The sequence below is a fragment of the Bradyrhizobium sp. 41S5 genome, assembly GCF_011516665.3.
GTDB lineage: Bacteria > Pseudomonadota > Alphaproteobacteria > Rhizobiales > Xanthobacteraceae > Bradyrhizobium > Bradyrhizobium quebecense.
Genome location: NZ_CP083721.1, coordinates 7888469 through 7910868, shown reverse-complemented (window position 1 = coordinate 7910868; position 22400 = coordinate 7888469). Strand labels below are relative to the sequence as shown.

Here is a 22400-nt window from a genome sequence, read left to right as displayed (position 1 = left end):
TCCGATTTGATCGGATCATACTTTGGGGAACAGGACGTGACGGCAAGCGCGCAGGTTTTGCGAGACGGTGACGACATGCGCGTTTCGAGGGTCACGGTCGCGGATGTCGGCTTCGTGGCGGATTGCTCGGGCGCGCTGTTCTGGGAAGAGCGGAGCCTGCTCGTGGTGTCCGACCTGCATCTGGAAAAGGGCTCGAGCTTCGCTGCCCGCGGCGTGCTGCTGCCGCCTTACGACACGGTGGCGACGTTGAGCCGGCTTGCCGCTGTGATCGCGCGGCACGATCCGCGGCAGGTGATCGCGCTCGGCGACAGCTTTCACGACCGCGATGCGCATGCGCGCCTGTCGGAGCCGGATCGCGAGGCGCTCGCGGCGCTGCAAGTGCGGCGCAACTGGATCTGGATCTCGGGCAACCACGATCCGGCGCTGCCGCCCAGTCTCGGCGGCGTGGTCGCGACCGAGGTCGCGATCGGCCCGATCGTGTTCCGCCATGAGCCGACTGGCGCTGCCGGCGAGATCGCCGGCCACCTCCACCCCAAGGCGCGGGTGCCGACCCGCGGCCGTTCGATCGAGCGCCGTTGCTTCGCCTCCGACGGCGAGCGCGCGGTGATGCCGGCCTTCGGCGCCTACACCGGGGGCTTGAGCATCCGCGACGCCGCTTTCGCGCGGATTTTCGGATCGCCGGGTTTCATGGCACACGTGCTCGGCGACAACCGCGTCCACGCGTTCGTGGCGTCGCGGTGTTATTGATAGTGATCAGCCCACTCCAATCCGCCATCATTCTCGGTGTCGTCCCGGGCAAGCGAAGCGCGACCCGGGACCCATAACCACCGATCGTCGTTGTTGCGCGACGCTGGGGCCACAGCCTGCCTCAGCAACACATCCCTGTGGTTATGGGTTCCCTGCTTTCGCAGGGACGACACCGAAGTAGCGGCGCGGTCTCTGCCTATGCCGCCTTCGCCTGCACGCTCTCGCAATACTCAGCCAGCCGATCCGCCAGCCGCAGCGTCGCGGGGCTGGCTTCGGGGGCAGCGATGAGCGCGACTTCCGTCCGCTCGATCGGCGCAAAGCCGTCCTTTGCCGTCAGCACGCGATGCTCGGCCTGGATCGACATTTCTGACAAAATGCTGAGCCCGAGGCCCGCGGCGACCGCAGCCTGGATGCCGGCGAGGCTGGAGGAGGTGTAGGCCATGTGCCAGTTGCGGCCGGCGCTCTCCAGCGCGTGGATGGCGCGGGCGCGATAGAGGCAGCCGGAAGCGAAGCCGATCAGCGGCACCGAGCCGGTCGCCGTGTCGCGCGGATGGCTCTTGCTGGTGACCCAGTGCACCCGTTCCGGCCACACCGCGATGCCGCCCTTCTCATCGGCGGCGCGCTTGATCAGCGCGAGATCGAGGTCGCCGCGCTCAAGATCGCGGTACAGGAACAGGCTCTGGCCCGAGCGCACGTCGAGCCGCAGATTCGGATGGCTGCGCGCGAAGGTCGCGAGCAGCTTGGTCAGCCGGTAGGCCGCAAAATCCTCGGTGATGCCGATCCGGATCGCGCCTTCGCTGCCGGGGCGCGAGAGCACGTCGCGGGCCTCTTCCGCGAGCGACAGCAGCCGCCGCGCATAGGTCAGCAGCCGCTCGCCGGCCTCCGTCGGGGTGACGTCCTTGCCGCTGCGGATCAAGAGCGCCTGGCCGACATCCTCCTCCAGCCGCTTGATCTGCTGGCTCACCGTCGATTGCGTGCGGTGGACGCGCTCTCCGGCCCGGGTGAAGCCGCCGGCGTCGACCACCGAGACGAAACTGCGCAAAAGCTCCAGGTCGAGCATCGCAGTCTCCATTCAGAAATCCACTGAATGTCAGTCTATCATTTAATTTCCAAATGACAAGGCGTGGGCCTAGATCATGGGGCGAAGGAGAATTTGCCATGTCCTCTGCAAGCTCGCCCGCCGCAACCTCGATGTCCGTCCCCCGCGCCCGCTTCAACACCCTGCCGCTGCTGATCGCCCTGTTCTGCCTGCTCTGGAGCTACGCCTTCGTCGCCGGCAAGATCGGCGTCACCGATTGTCCGCCGCTGATCCTGCTCGCCGCGCGATTCTCGCTCGCCGGGGTCCTGATCCTCGGCATCTCCCGGCTGCGCCGGGATCAATGGGACCTCAGCTGGCGCGATGCGGCGGTGTTCGCCGTGCTCGGCGTCGCCAACAACGCGCTCTATCTTGGCCTTGGCTATACCGGCCTGAAGACGGTCTCCGCCGGCCTCGGCGCGCTGATCGTGTCGGCCAATCCGGTCTTCACCGCCATGCTGGCGGCGCTGTTCCTCGGCGAGACCATGACCCTTCGCAAGGTAACTGGTCTCGTGCTCGGCATCGTCGGCGTCGCCTTCATCGTCTGGCATCGCATGAAGGTCGGCACCGATAGTCCGCACGGCATCCTGTTCACATTGGCTTCGCTCGCCTCGATCGTCGCCGGCACCGTCCTGTTCAAGCTGCTGGCGCCGAAGGGCAGCCTGTGGATCGGCAACGGCATCCAGAACATCGCCGGCGGCCTTGCGGTGATGCCGTTCGCCTTCACGCTCTCCAGCGTTGGCGACATCGTGCCCAGCATGCGACTCGCCGGAGCCTTCGCCTTCCTCGTGCTGGGCGGTTCGATCCTCGCCTATCTGCTCTGGTTTCATCTCCTGAAAGTGTGTGGCGCGACCGCCGCAAGCGCCTATCACTTCCTGATGCCGCCGCTCGGCATGCTGTTCGCCTATCTCGTGCTTGGCGAGCATGTCGAATTTCGCGATCTGCTCGGGATCATTCCGGTCGCGCTCGGCATTTACCTGGTGACCCGCCCCACAGCGGCTACGCCCAAGAGGAGTGTAACGTGAGCATCACCATCACCCTGATCGGGGGCCCGACCGCCCTGATCGAGATCGACGGGTTCCGCCTGCTCACCGATCCGACCTTCGATGCGCCCGGCGACTATCAACTGCCGCACGTGAAACTGGAGAAGCTGACGGGACCCGCGCTCAGCGCGGGCGACGTCGGCGAGATCGATGCGGTGCTGCTGAGTCATGACCAGCATTCCGACAATCTCGACCATTCCGGCCGGGATTTCCTGAAAGGCGCGAAGCGCGTGCTGACGACGGAGGCCGGTGCCAAGCGGCTCGGCGGCAACGCCGAGGGTTTTGCGCCCTGGGCCTCGACCACACTGACGAAGCGCGGCCGGACGCTCTCCGTCACCGCGACGCCGGCGCGGCACGGGCCCGCGGGCATCGAGCCGTTGTCCGGCGACGTCGTCGGCTTCGTCCTGGAGCCGGCGAAGCCCGGCCGTCCGGTCTATGTCAGCGGCGACACCACCTGGTTCGACGGTGTTGCCGAGGTCGCGCGTCGCTTCGCTTGCGGCGTGGTGCTGCCGTTCGCCGGCGCGGCGCAAACCCGCGGCCCGTTTCATCTCACCATGGACACCAATGACACGATCGAGACCGCGCGCGCCTTTGCGGACGCGGTCATCGTGCCCGTTCATACCGACGGCTGGGCGCATTTCCGGCAGGACGCGAGCGACCTGCGCGCGAGCTTCGATACGCTCGGCTTCGGCCGCCGTCTGCGCATTCTCGCGCCCGGCGTCGCCACGGTCATCGAGGCCTAGGTTTCATCCCAGGAACCTTGGCGGTATCCGGCCCGTTGTCAGACGGCTGGAACCGGACATGACGCGGCAAGAGACCATCTCGCAACACGACAAGGATCAAGATGCGCCGGCGGCGAAGCCGCGGCGCGAGCCGTTCAGCCTCAAGCGCGTCGTGAAGTCGCTCGGCCCGGGCCTGATCACCGGCGCCTCCGACGACGATCCGTCGGGCATCGGCACCTACAGCCAGGCCGGCGCGCAACTCGGCTACGGCATCGGCTGGACCATGCTGCTGACGTTCCCGCTGATGACCGCGATCCAGGAGATCTCCGCGCGGGTCGGCCGTGTCACCGGGCACGGCATAGCGGGCAATGTCTGCCGGCATTATCCGGGCTGGCTGCTGGTCATCGTGGTGACGCTGCTGTTCATCGCCAATACCGTCAACATCGCCGCCGACCTGTCGGCCATGGCGGACGCGACCAGGCTCCTGATCGGCGGTCCGGCCGTCCTCTACGTTGTGCTGTTCGGCGTTACCTCGGTCGCCGCCCAGATCTTCATGAACTACTGGCGCTACGTCGCGGTCCTGAAATGGCTGACGCTCAGCTTGTTCGCCTATGTCGCGGCGCTGGCATTCGCCAAGGTGTCGTGGATGCAGGCGCTGGCTGGCGTGCTCGTTCCGCGCCTGACCTGGAGCTCCGATTATTTTACCACCATCGTGGCGATCTTCGGCACGACCATCTCGCCCTATCTGTTCTTCTGGCAGGCCTCGCAGGAGGCGGAGGAGCAGCGGGTCGACGTCACCAAGCATCCGTTGATCGACAAGCATCAGGGCGCACGGAACGAGTTCTCCCGCATCCGCGCCGATACGGTCACCGGCATGGCGTTTTCCAATCTGATCGCGCTGTCGATCATCGTCACCGCTGCGGCCACGCTGCACGCCGCCGGCAAGACCGACATCCAGACCTCGGCGCAGGCCGCCGAGGCGTTGCGCCCGATTGCCGGGCCCTTTGCCGAGGTGATCTTCGCGCTCGGCATCGTCGGCACCGGCCTGCTGGCGATCCCGGTGCTCGCAGGCGCGACCGCCTACGCGGTCGGCGAGGGCCGGCGATGGCCGGTCGGACTGGCGCGCAAACCGAAGGAGGCGATGGCGTTCTATTCGGTGCTGGCGCTGTCGGGTGGCATCGGTATCGCGCTCAACTTCACCCCGATTGATCCGATCTCGGCGCTGTACTGGAGCGCGGTCGTCAACGGTGTGCTCGCCGTGCCCGTGATGGTGCTGCTGATGGTCATGGCCCGCCACAAGGAGGTGATGGGACGCTTCGTTGTCGGCGGGTGGCTCTATCGGCTCGGCTGGCTCTCGACCGGCGCGATGGCGCTCAGCGTGATCGCGATGGGGCTGGGCTTGGCCTTGTAGCTTCGCACGATGTGTGGAGCAGCCCTCAATCCTTGCGGAACACGATCGAGGCCATCCAGCCGGTCATCAGCGCCATGAACGCGGTGACGAGGCCGTAGACCAGGCCGTTCTGCCGCGCGGTGGTGGCGACGAACTGCTCGAAGCCCACCTTGACGATCTCGAAGGCGGTCTCGGTCTTGGTCACCAGCGCGCCGTCGGAAAACAGCTTGATCTCGACATTGTAGGTGCCGATCGGCACCTCCGCCGGCAGCGGAATGCCGGTGCGAAACAAAGTCGGTGTCAGGAACGTCACCGCAGAGGTCAACTCGCGGTACAGCCCGTGTTCGGAGCGCAGCCGGACGAAGGCGCTGCGGAACGGATCGTTCGGCACCACGTCGGCAAAGTCGGGCCCGACCCGCTGCATCAAGAGCACGTTGTTGAGGCCGAGCTGCTGCCGCCGCTGCACCTCCGGCGAGGCGATCTGCTCGAACGGACGATTGGAGAACAGCGCGAGATAGCCCGGCACCTGCAGGAACTGGCGCGAGTCGGTGTTGATCCAGATCCCGAATTTGCGCTCCTTGCGCCGCGTCACCATGTCGGCGCGCGGGCCCGACACCGTGACGACGAGATCGTAATTGCCGCGGTTGGACGGCGTCTTGTCGTCCTTCTCGACCGAGCCGAACAGCACGAGCTCGCCGCCGGAATAATTCGGCGTCACCGTGACGCGGTGGTTGGAGACCGACACGATCAGCCGCTCGGCACGCGCCGGGACCGCCGCCAAACAGGCGGCGACGAGGCCCACGATCGCAAGCGGCGTGTGTAGCCTCATGGCGGGGCTCCGCCGGTTTCGCGAATGCTGAACAGGTCCTGCGGCCGGATCACCAGCTCGACGGCGAAACGGATGCCGACCGCGAGCACGAGCAGGCCGAGCAAGAGGCGCAGATGCTCGCCGCGGATCTTCTGGCCGGCGCGGGCGCCGAACTGCGCGCCGGTGACGCCGCCGATCATCAGGATTAGCGCCAGCACGGCGTCGACCAAATGGTTGGTCACCGCGTGCAGCATGGTCGCGAACACCATGGTGACGAGGGTGAGTACCATCGAGGTGCCGATCACGGTCGAGGTCGGCACCCGCAGCACATAGATCATCAGCGGCACCAGGATGAAGCCGCCGCCGATCCCCATCACCGCGCCGATGAAGCCGATCACGAGCCCGACCACGACCACCGGAATGACCGAGAGGTAGATCTTGGAGCGCTTGAAGCGCAGCTTTAGCGGCAGGCCGTGGATCCAGCCATGGCTGCCGGGCTTGCGCAGCGTGACCGGGCCGCCGCGCCGGGAACGCAGCATCGCGCGCAGACCTTCCCAGAACATCAGGCCGCCGACCGTGGTCAGCAGGATGACGTAGGACAGCGCGATCATCAGGTCGAGCTGGCCGAGCGAGCGCAGGAAGGTGAAGGTCCACACCCCGAGCGCGGTGCCGAGCGTACCGCCGACCAGCAGCACGGCCGCCAGCAGCGGGTCGATCGCGCGCCGGCGCCAATAGGAGATCGCGCCGGAGAATGAGGAGGCTGCGATGTGGCTCGCCACCGAGGCAACCGCGACCGCGGGCGCGATGCCGACGAAGATCAGCAGCGGCGTCATCAGGAAGCCGCCGCCGATCCCGAACATGCCGGAGACGAATCCAACCGCCGCGCCCATCGCCAGGATGAGGAAGACATTGACCGGAATGTCGGCGATCGGGAGGTAGAGCTGCACGCGCGTCGCTTCTTTTCGGTTCGCCACATGCTGGGGCGCAAGGCCGCATCACGGCGTGATGTCGTTCTGGTCGGGCATTCTCCGGCTGAACGAATCCGGTCGGCGCGCAAGAAGCAGGCGAACGCGGGTCGATTGCCGCATTCTTGCATAACCGAAATCGGCGAGGGGAGGGACTAAAGATTCCGCCTCGGGTGGCATTTTTCGCTGCACTGGCAGCTCGGCTGCCGACGTGGTTGATAATTCAGATTAATGGCGCCGGTGCCGGCTTGTTTGAGCATGATCCTTTCGGAAAACCGCTCCGCACTTTTCCGGATCATGCTTTAGGGCCGATCGACCGGCCTGGTGATCAGGTTCAGCGCGAGCGCTTCCTTCGGGTTCAGCCAGCGGATGTCCGAGGTCTGCGACATCGCTTCCACGATCCTGGACGAGACGCCCATCTTGGTCATGTAGCCCAACACCATGCCCTGGATGCGTTGCGCCTCGGCGAGGGGATCGCTGACCGGTGCGCTGGTCGTGAAGCGATGCACGCCGAGCCGCGAGCCCGCGATGCCATAGCGGGTCTGGCCGCCGGCAAAGACCAGCACACAGGCGCTGGCGCAGGCAGCGGGGCGGAGCTTGCCCGAGGCGTCCGATGTGGCGACGGCGGTGACGAGCCCATGTGTGCGGATGACCTCGCCTATGATCGCCGCCTGGTTCAGCGCACCGCCCTGCGACGACAGCAGCACGGCATCACCCGGTGCGAGACGCGCCTCGCTGAGCCGGTCGCGGAACCAGCTCGCGCTGGCCGAGCCGATCTTGCCGTTGATCGCAAGCGCACGCCGGCCGCGGCCCGACCCGTCGATGTCGACGTCGGAAATCACCGCCGAACTCATGCTCGCGGCAACATAAGTCTCGCGCCAGAAGTCCCAGGCACCCGGCTTCGACAGGTCCCGGTAGGCCTGAATGGCGACGCTCGACACCAGCAGCACGAAGATGATGATGGACCAGAGCGAGAACCGGAACGAGCGGGGCGGCGATGCCACGTTCTCTTGTCCTTGCCCTTGCGGGGGCGGAGGCCGAGGAGAAGGCCGAGGCTTGGGAGGCGCGGCATATGGCGACGGCGTCGGACGCGGCGCGACGCGGGGACCGGTCGGCGACGAACGATGGCCCGTTCCATCATCCTGACGATCGTCGACAGACAAGCCTGACCCTCCGGAACGCGTGCGCCGTCGGCGCTGGGTTTCGCGCCTGTCTACACGGCGGAACGGCGGAGGGATAGGACAGCGGCGCCGTCAAGGCGCCGCAGCAGCTTTCAAATGAGTGCGATTAGAGCGTTTTCGAGCGAAGCCTGTCCCGCACTTGATGCGGGATGGACACCGGTTTGCGTGAAGAAAATGCGTCAAAAACAAGAATCTGGAGCTTCGGTTCTGATTCAATCAGAACCGAAAATGCTCTAGGTCGTGTGGACTCTAGGGATTCCCTTTTAGGAGCAAATCAGATTCAAGGCTGCCTTTGGGGAGGCAGTCTTGGGTGTGCTAGACCGTTTGGTTTTGAGCGATGCGGCATGGGAACGAATGGCGCCTCTGATTATAGGTCGGCCTGACCAGAAAGGCTCGACCGGGCGCGACAATCGGATGTTCGTGGAAGGCGTGCTTTGGATCGTTCGTACGGGCGCTCCCTGGCGTGATCTGCCTGAAGCATTCGGGACTGGAACAGCGTCTTCCGTCGCTTCAGTCGTTGGAGCCTCAAGGGAGTTTGGTGGCGGATATTCGAGGTGATGTCCGATGATCCGGACTTCGAATATCTGATCGTCGATTCCACCATCGTCCGAGCCCACCAGCACGCTGCCGGGGCCAAAAAAGGGGGTCTGAAGATCAGGCGATCGGCCGCTCGCGCGGTGGTCTGAGCACCAAGATTCACATGGCCGTTCGGGGCTTGGGATGTCCCGTACGGTTCACGCTGAGCGCAGGTCAGAAGGGCGATGCGCCACAAGCGGCTGCTTTGCTCGAGGGATTACCAGCCGAGGTCGTCATGGCCGATACAGCCTATGACGCCGATCATTTGCGCCAAGCCATCGCCGCCAAGGGAGCACTCGCCGTCATCCCCAACAATCCGTCACGGGCACTCAAATATCCGCTCGACAAGCATCTCTATGCCCAGCGTCATCTCGTGGAGTGCTGCTTCTCAAAACTCAAGCAATTCCGCCGCGTCGCAACCCGCTTCGAAAAGACCGCCCGAAATTACCTTGCCGTCGTTACCATCGCAGCCACCGTCCTATGGATGCGGTAAGTGTCCACACGACCTAGTGTGCGGCCAGCGCCGCGGTCCGCTTCGACGGCGGCTTGACGGACCTCGCCGCCGCGGGCTGCACCGGTGCGCCGTCCCAGCCGCCGGCCGGGGCCGGCACGTTGACCGCATCGCTCGGCTGCGGCTCGGCGGTAAAGGTCTGGATCGCAAGCTTCGCTGCGGCCAGCGACTGCGGGTCGAGCCGCTTGGCGATATCGTCGCGTTTATGGCCGGCGTCGGCGTCGCCCTGCGCGGCCGCGAGGCTGAACCATTTGAAGGACTCGGCGAGGTTCTGTTCGACCCCGATGCCGCGGGCATAGAGGATGCCGAGGTTGACCTGGCTGTCGGCGACGCCGCGATCGGCCGCCTTGCGGAACCACTGCGCGGCGCTCTTGTAGTCTGCACCCTTGCCGCCGCCATCGGCGTCGAGCACCGCGAGGTTATGCATCGCCTTGGCGTTGCCGCGCTCTGCAGCCTGCACGTAGTAGCGCCGTGCCACATCGAAATCGCGCTTCACGCTGAGGCCCTTCTCGTAGAACGTGCCGAGCCGGAACATCGCGGGCACCACGCCGGCCTGTGCCGCGCGGCCATACCATTTGGCAGCCTCGTCGACATTGGCGGGCACGCCCTTGCCCTCGGCAAAGCGGACGCCGACCTCGTAGGCCGCGGCCGCATCGCCCTTGATCGCAGCCGTGCGCAGCGCCGGACCGCCGATCGCGTCGGGCAGCTTCTCGCCCGCGGGAATTTGGACCATGGCAAGTTTGCCGCCGAGCGGCGGCGCGGTCGGAATCGTGCCGGTGATATCGCTGGCAGCGGCGACCGGTGCCGCAGCCGGCTCTGGCGCCGCGGCGGGCGCGGGAGCCTGAGGGATCGTCACCTGCGCGCTGTCGAGCGTATTCGGCGCCGCCGTGTTGTTGGACTGGCGGCCGAGCGGAGTCGGCGAGGTCATCGACGGCCCGGGCACTGACGGCCCGGGCGTGCCGGACGGCGCAGCCGGTGCTGGGACGACAGAGTTCTCGGCGGGCGGCTGCACGGGGGGCGCGGCCGGCTCGCTGTGCTCGATCGCCGGCGTCTGCGGCGCGGAGCTGGTGTCGAGCAGGTTCATCGCCATCTTGGCGGTCGAGAGCAGGATCACGACCACGCTCGCGCCGACCAGCAGCGAGCGGATCTTGGAGGTGATGGTCGAAGGCTGGGCCTCCGGCGCGCCAGTCGCGGGCGCGCCGGCCTTGCCGGCAGCTGCCTTCGCGGCCTTGTCGGCCTTCTCCTTGGCCTTGGCGGCGGCCTTGCTCGCTGCGCGCGCGGCCTTGTCGTTGACGGGCTGCGCGGCGGCGGCCTGCGCGGCGCGGCGCGCGGCGGCGATGAAGCTCGAGGTCGAGACCGGCTCCTTCTTGCCGGCGGGAAGATCAGAGATCGCGCGCTCGGAATCCGCGATCCGTTCCGACGGCGACGACGCGCGGCCCGAGGGGCGCGTGCCCGGCTCGAGCGGATGATCCGGCGGCAGATCCGGCGCGATCGCGGCGCGCGCGGAGGCGGCATGCGGCTCCAGGATCTCGCTGATCGCGCGCGGCGGCAGCGGCGGAGGCGCGGTCTCGACCGGCTGCGCGGCATGGAATTCGCGCGGCGCGGACATGAAGTGCTCCTGCACCAGCGCAGGATTGGGCAATTCGGGCCTGTACGATTCAGGCCTGTACGATTCAGGTTGGGGCTGCGCGATCGGCTGCGGCATCGCCGCGCGCGGCATCTCCATGCGCGGTGCTTCCATCCGCGGTTCGGCCGGCGCGGGGGCCGCCGGCGGCGCGGTGCGAACCGTGCGCAGATCGTTCTCGATCATCGCCAGCCGATCGACGACATGACCGAGCGTGTTGTGAACGGTCTCCAGCGAATCCTGGGTGCGGCGATCGGTCTCCGACTGGCTGAAGCGGATATCGGACAGTTCGCGCTTCACCAGGTCGACGATGCCGCTGTCCATCATCGGCTGCGGCGCGGCGGTGTTGATGTTGTTGCGGGTGGCGTCGGCTAGCGAGGCGAGATGGGCGTGCTGCGCCTCGAGGTGCCGCATGATGTCATGCAGCCCTTCCTCGACCCGGCCGAGATTGCCGGAGCGCTGGTCGGCGGACTCCAGGCGCTCGAGCAGATAGGAGACGCGCTGCTCGAGATGGGCGAACGCCGACGAGCTGTCATTGCCGACCTGGAGGCGGTCGATCCGCTCCGAGAGCGAGCGCAGGGCGCCTTCGATGGCGTCGGTATTGTCGTAGCCAGCGACCGGCCGCTCGCGGGTTTCCAGCGTCGAGGCCAATGCGGCGATGCGCTGCTCGATCCCGGCGAAGGCATCGACGTGGGACTCGGCGCGCGACGTCTGCGACAGCTGGTCGACCTTCGCCGCCAGCGCATGCACGTCCCCGGAGAGCTGCAGCAGCGCGTCGTTGGAGGCGACATTGGAGACGATGGCGCGCAGCGCGGCGATCGCGCTCTCGAGCTGGTGCACCGTCGACGGATCGTCGTTGGCCCGCAGGATCATGTCGAGCTTGGCGCCGAGATTGCGGATCGCCTCGTCGTAGCCGGTGAGCTGCTCGGCGGGCGTCAGCGTGCGCAGCGCCTCGCGGATTTCCGCCAGCGCGCGTTCGATGCCGGTAATCACCTGGCCCTGGCCGTTGCTGCTGTCCTGGCGGATCTCGTCGATCCGGTGATGCAGCGAACGGATCTCGTTCTCGATCGATTCGATGGCGCGGCGCGGCATCGCCTCGGTGATCGCCTGGCGGATTTCGGCAAGCTCGCCGCGGAAGGCCGCGATCGATTGCTCGATATGATCGGGCCGCTGCAGCGCCTCGATCTGGCTCGTGATCTTGAGCAGGTGCCGCTCGAGCGAGGAGAAGTCGGGTCCGGCCGGTGCTGCCGGCGGCGGCGCATAGGCGGCCATCGGCGGCGCCGCTTGCGGCATCGGCTGAGCGTTGCGCGGCGGCATCTGCCGTGGCGCTGATCCGTCGAGCTCGTTCTGGCGCGCGGCGATCTCCGCGATCGCGGAATCGAACGACGCCGGGCTGAGCGGCGGCGAGGGGCGGTAGACCTGGGCTGCGGCGCGCTCGACCGCTTCCGCCTGGCGCAGCCTTTCCTCCAGTTGCCGGTCCTGCATCTGCGGCTCCCGCTGCATCTGCGCTTCACGCATCGGCTGGGGTTGCGGCTCGCGCGCCGGCTGCGGTCGCGAAATCTGCGACAGCCGCGCATCGAGGCGCGAGATCGCGTCGTTCAGCTGCCGTGCGACCGCGGGCTGGCCGCGCGGCACTTCGGCGCGCACGGCTTCGGCGCGCGACATTGGCTTTGCAATCTGTTCGATCTGGCGGGTGATCGCGTCGAGCCGCTGATGGATATCGGCGACCTCGCGGCTTTCCCGGCTCGGCATCGGCTGCCGTTGCTCGGGCGCCGTGCGCCAATCCGGCGGGCTCGGCTCGCCGACGGTGGAGTTGAGCCAGTCGTTCAGCGACATGCCGGCGCGGCGCGCAGCCGCCTCGGCCCTGTCGCGGACGGAGGGATCGATGCCTTCAACACTCCACGATACGCGCGAATTCATGATTCCGTCCGGTCCCGACTCCGGCGCTACACCCTGCGCCCGCAGCCTCCCCGCGCATTCCCGTTAAGAGACAATCGAATTCTGCGCTGGTCGTCTGCTTCAGCTGCTGACTTTTTCCCGTCACGGTAAATAACGGGTTAAGGAATGCGGCCGGCGCGCCTTAAAGTTAGGGATTCCGGGAACCTGTTGCGCCGGATCAGGACAGCAACTTGTGTTACCGCCAAACTTCGCCTGCCTCCTGAAAGGGGGAAGGTCGAGATGGGGGTCTGCCGCACACACCTCTGCGTGTGGAGAGAGATGATCCCCACACGCTTTGCTCTTCGAGCAAAGCGACCTCTCCTTTTCAAGGGGAGGTTGGAGATTGGTTTCTAGCCGTTGCCTTCGCGCTTGCCGTCGTCGAGCGGCAGCACATTGCTATGGCCGGACATCGCCGACAGCGCGTCGAGCGCCTCCTCGCACCATTCCACCACGACGCGCTCATGGCGCATCCCGAGACGCAGGCTGAGCATCTTGCCGACATCGGCGGGCGGCGCGGCGCCGTCGGGAAAGCGCTTGTTGAGCAGGCGCTCGTAGCGCTCATAGCGGTCGCGGTGATGCTCCAGCCGCGCCATCAGGTCGGTGCGCAGCGGCTCGATGTCGACGCAGTCGAGTGCGTAGAGCCGGACCAGCAGGTCGTCCTTGATCGAAGGCGGAACGCTCGGCCGCGCCGCCCAGTGCTTCAGCGCCGCGCGGCCCTCGACCGTCAGGGTGTAGACCAGCTTGTTCGGCTTGCCGGATTGCACCACCTCGCGGCCCTGGACGTGGCCCTTGTCGCGCAGCCGGGAGAGTTCGCGGTAGATCTGCTGATGGTCGGCCTTCCAGAAGAAGCCGATCGAGGCGTCGAACGTCTTGGCGAGCTCATAGCCCGTCATCGGACGTTCCGTGAGGCATGCGAGGATTGCGTCACCGAGTGCCAACGCCCACCTCCATCTCAGTTCCCGAGTTCGCCATTCCGAAGTTCGCTTGACTTTATGCGTAACTGTGCATATGCGTCAATATGCATATGGTGATCGGCGTGCCGCCTTGTCGCGCGCGGCCGATGTTCAGGCTTCTTAAACCCCCGCCGCAGGAGACGTCCGAATGAGCAAGCCGGGCCTCGACAAGTGGTACGCCTACATGAAGTCCCACGACACCGCCGCTCTGTGGGATCTGCTGCATCCCGATGCGGTGTTCGAAAGCCCGGTCGTGCACACCCCGCAGCGCGGCCGCGACATCACCTTCAAATATCTCACCAGCGCCGCCAAGGTGCTCGGCGGCCCGACCTTCAGATATCTCGGCGAGTGGCGCAACGACACCGGTGCGGTGCTGGAGTTCGAGAACGAGATCGACGGCATCAAGCTCAACGGCGTCGACATCATCACGTTCGACGGTGACGGCCGGATCACGCATTTCAAGGTGATGGTGCGTCCGCTCAAGGCGATCAACCTGCTGCATCGGATGATGGGCGAGGAGTTGATGAAGCAGAGCGGCGCAACGTCGCAATCACAGTCTCGCTAGGACCTGCCGCGGACCTCCCGAACCGGATAAGGTCCGTTCCAACAAACCCAAGGACAGGCTGCGCAGCATCGGTCGCGCGTGCGACCGCGAGCCAGCCGGGAGATCAGCATGCCGACCTACAAAGCCCCCGTCGAAGACGTCAGCTTCCTGTTGAACGACGTCTTCCAGATCGATCGTTATGGCAATCTTCCCGGCTTCACCGATGCGTCGGCCGATGTGCGCGAGGCGATCCTCGGCGAGGCCGCCAAGCTCAGCGAGGAAGTGCTGCAGCCGCTCAATCGCACAGGCGATCTCGAAGGCTGCAAGCGCAATGACGACGGCAGCGTCACCACGCCGAAGGGCTTCAAGGAAGCCTTCAGGCAGGTCGCCGAAGGCGGCTGGCTCGGCCTGTCGGCGCCGACTGAATTTGGCGGCCAGGGCCTGCCGGTGACGCTCTCGCAGGCGGTCAACGAATTCCAGATCTCCGCCAACATGGCGTTCTCGATGTATGGCGGGCTGACTATGGGCGCGACCGCCGCGCTGCTGGTGCACGGCACCCCCGAGCAGAAAAAGACCTATGTGCCGAAGATGGTCGCCGGCGAGTGGACCGGCACCATGAACCTGACCGAGCCGCAGTGCGGGACCGATCTCGGTCTGCTCCGCACCAAGGCGGTGCGCCAGGCCGACGGCAGCTTCAAAATCACGGGCACCAAGATCTTTATCTCCGCCGGCGAGCATGACCTCACTGAGAACATCATCCACCTCGTGCTGGCGCGCATCGAAGGCGCGCCGGCCGGCATCAAGGGCGTCTCGCTGTTCGTCGTGCCCAAGGTGCTGGTCAATGCCGACGGCTCGCTCGGGCAGCGCAACGGCGTCACCTGCGGCTCGATCGAGCACAAGATGGGCATCCACGGCAATTCCACCTGTGTGATGAATTACGACAACGCCACCGGCTGGCTGATCGGCGAAGAGAACAAGGGCATGCAGGGCATGTTCGTGATGATGAACGAAGCGCGTCTCGGCGTTGCCGTGCAGGGCCTCGCGCAGTCCGAGGTCGCCTATCAGAACGCAGTCGCCTACGCGCGCGAGCGTTTGCAGGGCCGCTCGCTGACCGGCGTCAAGGCGGCTGACAAGCCGGCCGATCCGATCATCGTGCATCCCGACGTGCGTCGGACGCTGCTCACCATCCGCGCCTTCAACGAGGCGGCGCGCGCCATGGTGGTGTGGACCGCGCTGAAGAGCGACGTCGCGCACCGCTCCAACGACCCGAAGGATCGTCAGGCCGCCGACGATCACATGGGCCTGATGACGCCGGTGCTGAAGGGCGTTCTGACCGACACCGGCTTCGCCAACACGGTCTCCGCGCAGCAGATGTTCGGCGGCCACGGCTATATCGCCGAGCACGGCATGGAGCAATTCGTGCGCGATGCCCGCATCGCGATGATCTATGAGGGCGCCAACGGTATCCAGGCGCTCGATCTGGTCGGCCGCAAGCTGCCGCGCGACGGCGGCCGCGCCGCGATGGCGTTCTTCGGCGAGGTCGCCGCCTTCGCCAAGGAGCATGGCGCCAACGAGGCGATGAAGCCGTTCATCACTCCGCTCTCCACGGCGCTCGGCCATCTGCAGCAGGCCACCGGCTGGCTGATGCAGAACGCGCTGACCAAGCCCGACAATGCCGGCGCTGCCGCGACCGATTTCATGAAATTGTTCGGCCTCGTCGCGCTCGGCTACATGTGGGCGAAGATGGCCAAGGTGGCGCAGGACAAGGCCGCCGCAGGCACCACGCCCTATCTCAACACCAAGCTCGTGACCGGGCGCTTTTTCATGGAGCGGCTGCTGCCGGAGACCGCCGTGCATCTGGCCCGGATCCAGAGCGGCAGCGCCACCACGATGGAATTGGCCGCGGAAGCGTTCTGAAAATTACCGCCGCACCCCGTGCGGCGGCGCTTCCTTCCGTATATATTATGATCCTCATATCAAGGAGGGCGTCATGCCTGAGGCATACATCTACGATCACGTTCGTACCCCGCGCGGCCGCGGCAAGGCCGATGGCGCACTCCACGAGGTCACCGCGCTGGCGCTCGCCACGGTGCCGCTGAAGTCGCTCAAGGAGCGCAACAACCTGCCCGAGGACACCGTCGACGACGTCGTGCTCGGCGTGGTCGATCCGGTCGGCGAGGCCGGCTCCGACATCGCCCGCTTCGCCGCGCTGAAGGCCGGTCTCGGCGAAAAGGTGCCGGGCGTGCAGATCAGCCGCTTCTGCGCCTCCGGCCTCGATGCCGTGAACTTCGCCGCGGCCCAGATCATGAGCGGCCAGCATGAGCTCGTGATCGGCGGCGGCGCCGAATCGATGAGCCGCGTCGGCATCGGCGCCTCTGGCGGCGCATGGCCGATGGATCCCTCGATGGCGGTGCCTGCCTATTTCATGCCGCAGGGCATTTCGGCCGATCTGATCGCGACCAAATACGGTTTTTCGCGCGACGATGTCGACGCTTACGCCGTGCAGAGCCAGCAGCGCGCGGCCAAGGCCTGGGACGAGGGCCGCTTCAACAAGTCGGTGGTGCCGGTCAAGGACATCAACGGCCTGACCATCCTCGCCAAGGACGAGCACATGCGCCCGACCACGACGATGCAGTCGCTGGCGCAGCTGCAGCCGTCCTTCGCGGCGATGGCGGCGATGGCCGGCTTCGACGCGGTGGCGATCCAGTCGCACCCTGAGGTCGAGAAGGTCAATTACGTGCATCACGCCGGCAATTCCTCCGGCATCGTCGATGGCGCCGGCGCGGTGCTGCTCGGCAGCAAGGAGGCGGGCGCCAAGCACGGGCTGAAGCCGCGTGCCAGGATCCGCGCATTCGCCAATATCGGCTCGGAGCCGGCGATGATGCTGACCGGTCCGGTCGACGTCACCGAAAAGCTGTTCGAGCGTTCCGGCATGAAGAAGTCGGACATCGACCTGTTCGAGCTCAACGAGGCCTTCGCTTCGGTGGTGCTGCGCTACATCCAGGCGTTCGACATCGACACCGCCAAGATCAACGTCAATGGCGGCGCGATCGCGCTCGGCCATCCGCTCGGCGCGACCGGCGCGATGATCCTGGGCACCGTGCTCGACGAACTCGAGCGCACCAACAAGGAGACGGCGCTGGTGACACTTTGCATCGGCGGCGGCATGGGCACCGCCACCATCATCGAGCGCGTCTGAGGCGAGGGAGCGAGCAACATGGCCTACAAGAATTTCAAGTTCGACGTTGACGCCGACGGCATTGCGCTGGTCACCTGGGATATCCCCGGCCGCTCGATGAACGTGTTCGACGAGGTCTCGACCCAGGAGATCGGCGAGATCATCAAGCAGACGACCAGCGATGCCGCGATCAAGGGCGTCGTGATCACCTCGGCCAAGGAGGCGTTCTGCGCCGGCGCCGACCTCTCGATGCTCGAGGGCATGAACCGCAGCTATGCGCAGCTCTTCAAAGAGAAGGGCGAGGAAGCGGCGAACCAGATGCTGTTCGAGCAGAGCCGCCGCATGTCGCAGTCGTTCCGCGCGATCGAGACCTCGGGCAAGCCGTGGGTCGCCGCGATCAACGGCCTCGCGCTCGGCGGCGGTTTCGAGATCACGCTGGCCTGCCACTACCGCGTCGCGGCCGAGAACCCCAAGACTCGCCTCGGCCTGCCCGAGATCAAGGTCGGCCTGTTCCCCGGCGCGGGCGGCACCCAGCGCGTGCCGCGCCTGGTGTCGCCGCAAGACGCGATGCAATTGCTGCTCAAGGGCGAGGCGGTCAATCTGACCCGCGCCAAGGCGCTCAATCTGATCCACGCCGTCGTGCCCGCGGCCGATCTGATCAAGGCCGCGAAGGACTGGATCAAGGGCGGCGGCAAGGCGGTCGCGCCGTGGGACGAGAAAGGCTTCAAGCTGCCCGGCGGCCCCGTCTTCTCCAAGATGGGCATGCAGATGTTCCCGGCCGGCAACGCGATCTACCGTCGCGAGACCTACGACAACTACCCGGCCGCGCGCGCCATCATGAGCTGCGTCTATGAGGGGCTGCAGTTGCCGATCGACGCCGCGCTGCGGGTCGAGTCGCGTTACTTCACGAAGGTCCTGCGCTCGAAGGAAGCGGCTGCGATGATCCGCTCGTTGTTCCTGTCGATGCAGGAATTGAACAAGGGCGCGCGCCGCCCGGCAGGCGTGCCGCCGACCAAGGTCAAGAAGCTCGCCGTGATCGGCGCCGGCTTCATGGGCGCCAGCGTCGGCTATGTCTCGGCGCAGGCCGGCATCGACGTCGTGCTGGTCGACCGCGACCAGGACAGCGCCGACAAGGGCAAGGGCCACGCCACGACCGTGGTCGACGGCCTGGTCGCGAAGGGCCGCATGAAGCAGGAGGCCGGCGACGCCATCCTCGCGCGCATCTCGGCCACTGCGGACTACAATGTGATCTCGGACTGCGACCTCGTCATCGAGGCCGTGTTCGAGGACCGCAAGGTCAAGGCCGACACCTATGCCAAGGCGCAACCGCTATTGAAGTCGGGCGCGATCTTCGCCTCCAACACTTCGACCCTGCCAATCAATTCGCTGGCCGAGGAGTTCAAGGACCAGGGCAAGTTCATCGGCATCCACTTCTTCTCGCCGGTCGAGAAGATGATGCTGGTCGAGATCATCCTGGGCAAGAACACCGGCGACGTCGCGCTGGCGACTGCGCTCGACTATGTCCGCGCCATCGGCAAGACGCCGATCGTCGTCAACGACTCCCGCGGCTTCTTCGCCAACCGCTGCGTGATGCGCTACATCTCCGAGGGCAATGAGATGCTGCTCGAAGGCGTGCCGCCGGCGATGATCGAGAACACCGCCAAGATGGCGGGCATGCCGGTCGGGCCGCTGTCGCTGCAGGACGAGGTCGCGCTCGATCTCGGCCTCAAGATCACCAAGGCGACCGAGGCCGACCTCGGCCCCAACGCGATCGACCAGGCGCAGAAGAAGCTGATGGTCGAGATGGTCGAGAAGCAGGGCCGCTTCGGCCGCAAGAACGGCAAGGGCTTCTACGACTATCCCGAGAAGGGCAAGGGTCAGAAGAGCCTGTGGCCGGGGCTGGCCAATCTGCAGCCCAAGCAGCTCGATCCCGACACGCTCAGCGTCGAGGAATTGAAGCAGCGCTTCCTGGTGGTGCAGGCGGTGGAAGCCGCGCGCACCGTCGAGGATCACGTCATCACCGACGTGCGCGAGGCGGATGTCGGCTCGATCCTTGGCTTCGGCTTCGCGCCGTTCACCGGCGGTGCGCTGTCCTATATCGACTTCATGGGCACCAAGAACTTCGTCGCGCTCTGCCACGCCTTCGAGAAGAAGTACGGTTCGCGCTTCACGCCGCCGAAGCTGCTTGAGGAGATGGCTGCCAAGGGCGAGACCTTCTACGGCCGCTTCCCGCCGAAGAAGCAGGCGGCGTAAGCGCCGTTACGTTTTGAGCCAACTTGCGCAGGATCAAGCCGGTCATCGATCCGACTTGATCCTGTTGCGTGACGGTCGCGCAGGTCAAAGTCCGGCCACGCTTGCTCCCAACTGGCACCATGCTGCTGGCATCACTCTTGCTGGTCGATCGCCAAGACGATCACCAAAGATGACGATCAGGGTTAGGGTGTCCTGCAATGCGTTCTGTGGTCAAGGAAGGTGCCGCTGAGGCCACGGGCAAGCATTCCTTCTCGCTCTCGCCGCCGCGACGCTGGATTCCGCTGCGCTTGCGGGGCAAAGGGCCTTCTTGGATCGGCCTGATGCTACTCGTTCTGGCCGTGGACCTTGTTCTCGCGGCGGCCGCCTGGAATGCCGTCGACTTCTTCCGCCATTGAGCCGTCGTGGTCCGGCAAGAGCACAGCGCCGGTGAGATAGGCGATCTGGTTGAATGCGAGGCAGGCGACGGTGATCGGGGCGCCGGTGGCAAAGGCATAGCCGTCCGATTGGAGCACGATTGCCGCGAGCACCGCGATCAGCGGCGACAGCAGCATCAAGGTCCAAACCCGAAAGTACAAACTGGCTGCCAGCCCGACGAGCGCACTGGTCAACAAAAGCGTAAAGGCGATCGTCACATCTTTAGACCAGTTGGAGCGGAGGGCGCGCCGCAGGTCATAGTCGGTCAGTCGGATCGCTCGAACAAGGACAAGAACGCCCTCAGCCGGAAGTACACCGACTTAGTCTTAATCGGTACAATGCGGATCAAATTTGATTTGTTCCAGCGCGTGTCGAAAGTTTGCACCGCTCATTTCTCCCTGAATGCGCGGTGCGCCTGGTCGGCCAGCGGCTTCATCAGATAGGACAGCACGGTCCGCTTGCTGGTCGGGATGAAGACCTCGACCGGCATGCCCGGCAGCAGATGCGCGGTCGCGAGCTTGTTCAGCTCCGACCGCGGATCGAAATGCGTACAAGGAAGTAGGTCGGAGCCGTCTTGTCGTCGCGCGAGACGTCGGCGCCGATCCGGCTGACCTCGCCCTCGATTTCAGGCGTGGTGCGCTGGTTGAAATTGGTGAAGCGCAGCACCGCCGATGCGCCCAGCTTGACCTGATCGATATCTTGCGGCGCAACATGAGTTTCCACGATCAGATTGTCCTGGTCGGGCACGATGGTCATGATGGTTTCGCCTGCCGCGATGACGCCGCCCTGGGTGTGGATGGTGAGATCGTGCACGACGCCGGCCTGCGGCGCGCGGATCTCGAGCTTCTCGGTCTGGTCCTTCGCGGTGACCTGCTTCTCGATCGTATCGGCATATTTGGCCCGGATGTCGGCCAGCTCCTTGGCGACGCCGGAGCGGCAATCCTGATCGACCTGCGGATCTTCAGCTCGGTCTCCGAGATCTTGCCCTTGGCCTGTGCGATCGATGCGGTGAGCCGACCGCGCTCGCCGAGCAGCCGCGCCGAATCGCCTTGCAGCGCGGTGACGCTTGCCGCGACCTCTTAGGTCGCGCGCAGAAAAAAGGGCCGGATCCTGATCCGGCCCTTTCACGTCTGATGAAACTGGCGCGAAAGCTCAGGCCGCCTTCAGCAGGCCTTCCTTCTTCAGCGCTTCCTGCACCTTCGGGCGGCCCGCGACGCGGGCCTTGTAGGCCATCACATTCGGCAGGCCCGAGAGATCGAAGCCGAGCCGGTCGGTGGCCCACATTATCATGGTGAAGAGATAGCCGTCGGCGACCGTGAACTGGTTGCCCATCAGGTAGTCGTGTCCGGCGAGCTGGCTCTCGACATACTTGAACTTGCTCATGGCGCGGTCCTTGAAGAAGGCCTTGGCGTCGTCGGCGAGCATCGGTGAGAACATCGGGCCGAGGTTCTTGTGCAGCTCGGTTGTGATGTAGTTCAGCCATTCGAGCAGCTTGTAGCGCTCGTTGGAGTCCCTCGCCGGCGCCAGCTTCTTGTCGGCGGCCTTGTCGGCGATCATCTGGATGATGATCGGCCCTTCGGTGACCATCTCGCCGGTATCCAGCGCCAGCGCCGGCACCTGGCCTTTGGGGTTCACCTGCAGGAAATCGTCACCGTTTTCGAGCTTCTTGGCGCGCAGATCGACCTTGACCAGGTCATAGGGCAGGCCGGCCTCGAGCAGGGCGATGTGGGGGGAGAGGGAGCAGGCACCGGGGGCGTAATAAAGCTTCATGGGGGTATTCCTTCCCTTGTTCTTGGCTTCCGGAGAGGGATTGCCTACATGCACCTGCATGAAATAGTCAAGATTGATGCAGATGCATTCAGTGCGGTACAGTCGGTGCCGGGACCTTATGGACTAGACGATGAAACGCAAGCTATCGAGCGAGGCGACGGCCGCCTGGATCCGCCTGATGCGGGTGCCGAGCCGGGTGCTGGACTGCGTCGAGCAGGATTTGAAGAAGGCCGGCTTTCCGCCGCTCGCCTGGTATGACGCCTTGCTCGAGCTGTCGCGCGCGCCGTCGGGCGAGCTGCGCCCGGTCGAGCTCGAGCGCCAGATGCTGATCCCGCAATATTCGACCTCGCGGCTGATCGACAAGCTGGTCGACGAGGGGCTTGCCGCCCGGCGCGAATGCAAGATCGACAAGCGCGGCCAGTTCGTCGAGATCACCGAGGCCGGTCGCGAGCTCCAGAAGAAGATGTGGAGCGCCTATTCGGCCGCGATCGACAAGCATGTCGGCTCCAAATTGTCCGATGCCGACGCGGCCAGGCTGTGCGGCCTGCTCGACCGTCTGGGCTGCTCCTGCGGCGACGCCAAAGGTGACACCAAGGTCGATGCGAAGAGCGATACCAAGGCCGCGCCGGCGCGAGACGGCGTGCCTGCCCGATGATATTCCTGACCCCATCATCCGCGGCCGTTGTGGCTCGCGGATGTCCCTGCCAC

Annotated in this window: 18 protein-coding genes and 1 pseudogene; 10 read left to right on the top strand and 9 right to left on the bottom strand. The window is 65.7% G+C overall.

Features of this window, described 5'->3' with window-relative positions; translation table 11 throughout:
- The first annotated feature begins 75 nt into the window (after positions 1 to 75).
- A complete protein-coding gene (gene pdeM, locus HAP47_RS37910; protein ID WP_173640403.1) occupies positions 76 to 747 on the top strand; it encodes a ligase-associated DNA damage response endonuclease PdeM in 672 nt (223 codons plus the stop codon).
- A gap of 196 nt (positions 748 to 943) precedes the next feature.
- Here the strand turns inward: pdeM and HAP47_RS37905 are convergent, their stop codons facing one another.
- Complete coding sequence (locus HAP47_RS37905; RefSeq protein ID WP_173640404.1) at positions 944 to 1807, bottom strand: LysR family transcriptional regulator; 864 nt, start codon at positions 1805 to 1807, stop codon at positions 944 to 946.
- A 98-nt stretch (positions 1808 to 1905) separates the two neighbouring features.
- Here HAP47_RS37905 and HAP47_RS37900 point away from each other — a divergent pair, with 98 nt between their 5' ends.
- Genes HAP47_RS37900 through HAP47_RS37890 form a run of 3 tightly spaced genes read left to right on the top strand, consistent with a single transcriptional unit; the run spans position 1906 to position 4998 of the window.
- The gene (locus HAP47_RS37900; RefSeq protein ID WP_173640405.1) at positions 1906 to 2847 is read left to right on the top strand and encodes a DMT family transporter; all 942 of its coding nucleotides are present in this window, start codon (positions 1906 to 1908) and stop codon (positions 2845 to 2847) included.
- Positions 2844 to 3608, top strand: coding sequence for an MBL fold metallo-hydrolase (locus tag HAP47_RS37895; RefSeq protein ID WP_173640406.1), 765 nt, complete (start codon positions 2844 to 2846; stop codon positions 3606 to 3608). The genes HAP47_RS37900 and HAP47_RS37895 overlap by 4 nt, the downstream gene beginning before the upstream one ends.
- 58 nt (positions 3609 to 3666) lie before the next feature.
- Positions 3667 to 4998: an NRAMP family divalent metal transporter gene (locus tag HAP47_RS37890; protein ID WP_173640407.1), complete on the top strand. Its 1332-nt coding sequence runs from the start codon at positions 3667 to 3669 to the stop codon at positions 4996 to 4998.
- Positions 4999 to 5023: 25 nt separating this feature from the next.
- Here HAP47_RS37890 and HAP47_RS37885 read toward each other — a convergent pair whose 3' ends face one another.
- The 3 genes from HAP47_RS37885 to HAP47_RS37875 all read right to left on the bottom strand — a co-directional run bounded on the left by HAP47_RS37885 (position 5024) and on the right by HAP47_RS37875 (position 7913).
- A complete protein-coding gene (locus HAP47_RS37885; protein ID WP_210285298.1) occupies positions 5024 to 5806 on the bottom strand; it encodes a TIGR02186 family protein in 783 nt (260 codons plus the stop codon).
- Positions 5803 to 6732: a sulfite exporter TauE/SafE family protein gene (locus HAP47_RS37880; RefSeq protein WP_097676658.1), complete on the bottom strand. Its 930-nt coding sequence runs from the start codon at positions 6730 to 6732 to the stop codon at positions 5803 to 5805. The genes HAP47_RS37885 and HAP47_RS37880 overlap by 4 nt, the downstream gene beginning before the upstream one ends.
- A 320-nt stretch (positions 6733 to 7052) precedes the next feature.
- Positions 7053 to 7913, bottom strand: coding sequence for a hypothetical protein (locus tag HAP47_RS37875; RefSeq protein WP_173640408.1), 861 nt, complete (start codon positions 7911 to 7913; stop codon positions 7053 to 7055).
- A gap of 324 nt (positions 7914 to 8237) precedes the next feature.
- On the opposite strand from HAP47_RS37875, the pseudogene HAP47_RS37870 reads away from it, so the two are divergent.
- Positions 8238 to 9000: pseudogene (locus HAP47_RS37870) on the top strand (IS5 family transposase).
- A gap of 13 nt (positions 9001 to 9013) precedes the next feature.
- Here HAP47_RS37870 and HAP47_RS37865 read toward each other — a convergent pair.
- Entirely contained in the window at positions 9014 to 12562 is a 3549-nt protein-coding gene (locus HAP47_RS37865) for a tetratricopeptide repeat protein (protein ID WP_173640409.1), read from the bottom strand.
- A 368-nt stretch (positions 12563 to 12930) separates the two neighbouring features.
- Positions 12931 to 13518 (bottom strand): PadR family transcriptional regulator, encoded by a 588-nt coding sequence (locus HAP47_RS37860; protein WP_173640410.1) that lies wholly within the window; start codon positions 13516 to 13518, stop codon positions 12931 to 12933.
- A gap of 163 nt (positions 13519 to 13681) precedes the next feature.
- Between HAP47_RS37860 and HAP47_RS37855 the strand changes: the two genes are divergently transcribed.
- From HAP47_RS37855 to HAP47_RS37840, 4 genes are all read left to right on the top strand, one after another.
- The gene (locus HAP47_RS37855) at positions 13682 to 14098 is read left to right on the top strand and encodes a nuclear transport factor 2 family protein (protein ID WP_173640411.1); all 417 of its coding nucleotides are present in this window, start codon (positions 13682 to 13684) and stop codon (positions 14096 to 14098) included.
- Positions 14099 to 14206: 108 nt separating this feature from the next.
- Positions 14207 to 15994 carry an acyl-CoA dehydrogenase C-terminal domain-containing protein gene (locus HAP47_RS37850; RefSeq protein ID WP_173640412.1) on the top strand — a complete coding sequence of 596 codons (1788 nt, stop codon included), beginning with the start codon at positions 14207 to 14209 and terminating at the stop codon, positions 15992 to 15994.
- Positions 15995 to 16067: 73 nt separating this feature from the next.
- Entirely contained in the window at positions 16068 to 17276 is a 1209-nt protein-coding gene (locus HAP47_RS37845) for an acetyl-CoA C-acetyltransferase (RefSeq protein ID WP_173640413.1), read from the top strand.
- A gap of 18 nt (positions 17277 to 17294) precedes the next feature.
- Positions 17295 to 19508 carry an FAD-dependent oxidoreductase gene (locus HAP47_RS37840; protein ID WP_173640414.1) on the top strand — a complete coding sequence of 738 codons (2214 nt, stop codon included), beginning with the start codon at positions 17295 to 17297 and terminating at the stop codon, positions 19506 to 19508.
- A gap of 323 nt (positions 19509 to 19831) precedes the next feature.
- Here HAP47_RS37840 and HAP47_RS37835 read toward each other — a convergent pair whose 3' ends face one another.
- The 3 genes from HAP47_RS37835 to gstA all read right to left on the bottom strand — a co-directional run bounded on the left by HAP47_RS37835 (position 19832) and on the right by gstA (position 21692).
- On the bottom strand, positions 19832 to 20083 hold the full coding sequence (locus tag HAP47_RS37835; RefSeq protein WP_231168656.1) for a hypothetical protein: 252 nt from the start codon (positions 20081 to 20083) through the stop codon (positions 19832 to 19834).
- 361 nt (positions 20084 to 20444) lie between these two features.
- A complete protein-coding gene (locus HAP47_RS37830) occupies positions 20445 to 21050 on the bottom strand; it encodes an HlyD family efflux transporter periplasmic adaptor subunit (protein WP_231168655.1) in 606 nt (201 codons plus the stop codon).
- 24 nt (positions 21051 to 21074) lie between these two features.
- Entirely contained in the window at positions 21075 to 21692 is a 618-nt protein-coding gene (gene gstA / locus HAP47_RS37825; RefSeq protein WP_176396257.1) for a glutathione transferase GstA, read from the bottom strand.
- A 130-nt stretch (positions 21693 to 21822) separates the two neighbouring features.
- On the opposite strand from gstA, the gene HAP47_RS37820 reads away from it, so the two are divergent.
- Positions 21823 to 22347, top strand: coding sequence for a MarR family winged helix-turn-helix transcriptional regulator (locus HAP47_RS37820; RefSeq protein ID WP_092119179.1), 525 nt, complete (start codon positions 21823 to 21825; stop codon positions 22345 to 22347).
- The last annotated feature ends 53 nt before the right edge of the window (positions 22348 to 22400 follow it).

Coding starts and splice junctions, on each gene's coding strand:
- HAP47_RS37865 (WP_173640409.1), bottom strand. CDS start 12,562: ATGAATTCGCGCGTATCGTGGAGTGTTGAAGGCATCGATCCCTCCGTC.
- HAP47_RS37850 (WP_173640412.1), top strand. CDS start 14,207: ATGCCGACCTACAAAGCCCCCGTCGAAGACGTCAGCTTCCTGTTGAAC.
- pdeM (WP_173640403.1), top strand. CDS start 76: ATGCGCGTTTCGAGGGTCACGGTCGCGGATGTCGGCTTCGTGGCGGAT.
- HAP47_RS37900 (WP_173640405.1), top strand. CDS start 1,906: ATGTCCTCTGCAAGCTCGCCCGCCGCAACCTCGATGTCCGTCCCCCGC.
- HAP47_RS37845 (WP_173640413.1), top strand. CDS start 16,068: ATGCCTGAGGCATACATCTACGATCACGTTCGTACCCCGCGCGGCCGC.
- HAP47_RS37905 (WP_173640404.1), bottom strand. CDS start 1,807: ATGCTCGACCTGGAGCTTTTGCGCAGTTTCGTCTCGGTGGTCGACGCC.
- HAP47_RS37820 (WP_092119179.1), top strand. CDS start 21,823: ATGAAACGCAAGCTATCGAGCGAGGCGACGGCCGCCTGGATCCGCCTG.
- gstA (WP_176396257.1), bottom strand. CDS start 21,692: ATGAAGCTTTATTACGCCCCCGGTGCCTGCTCCCTCTCCCCCCACATC.
- HAP47_RS37885 (WP_210285298.1), bottom strand. CDS start 5,806: ATGAGGCTACACACGCCGCTTGCGATCGTGGGCCTCGTCGCCGCCTGT.
- HAP47_RS37890 (WP_173640407.1), top strand. CDS start 3,667: ATGACGCGGCAAGAGACCATCTCGCAACACGACAAGGATCAAGATGCG.
- HAP47_RS37840 (WP_173640414.1), top strand. CDS start 17,295: ATGGCCTACAAGAATTTCAAGTTCGACGTTGACGCCGACGGCATTGCG.
- HAP47_RS37855 (WP_173640411.1), top strand. CDS start 13,682: ATGAGCAAGCCGGGCCTCGACAAGTGGTACGCCTACATGAAGTCCCAC.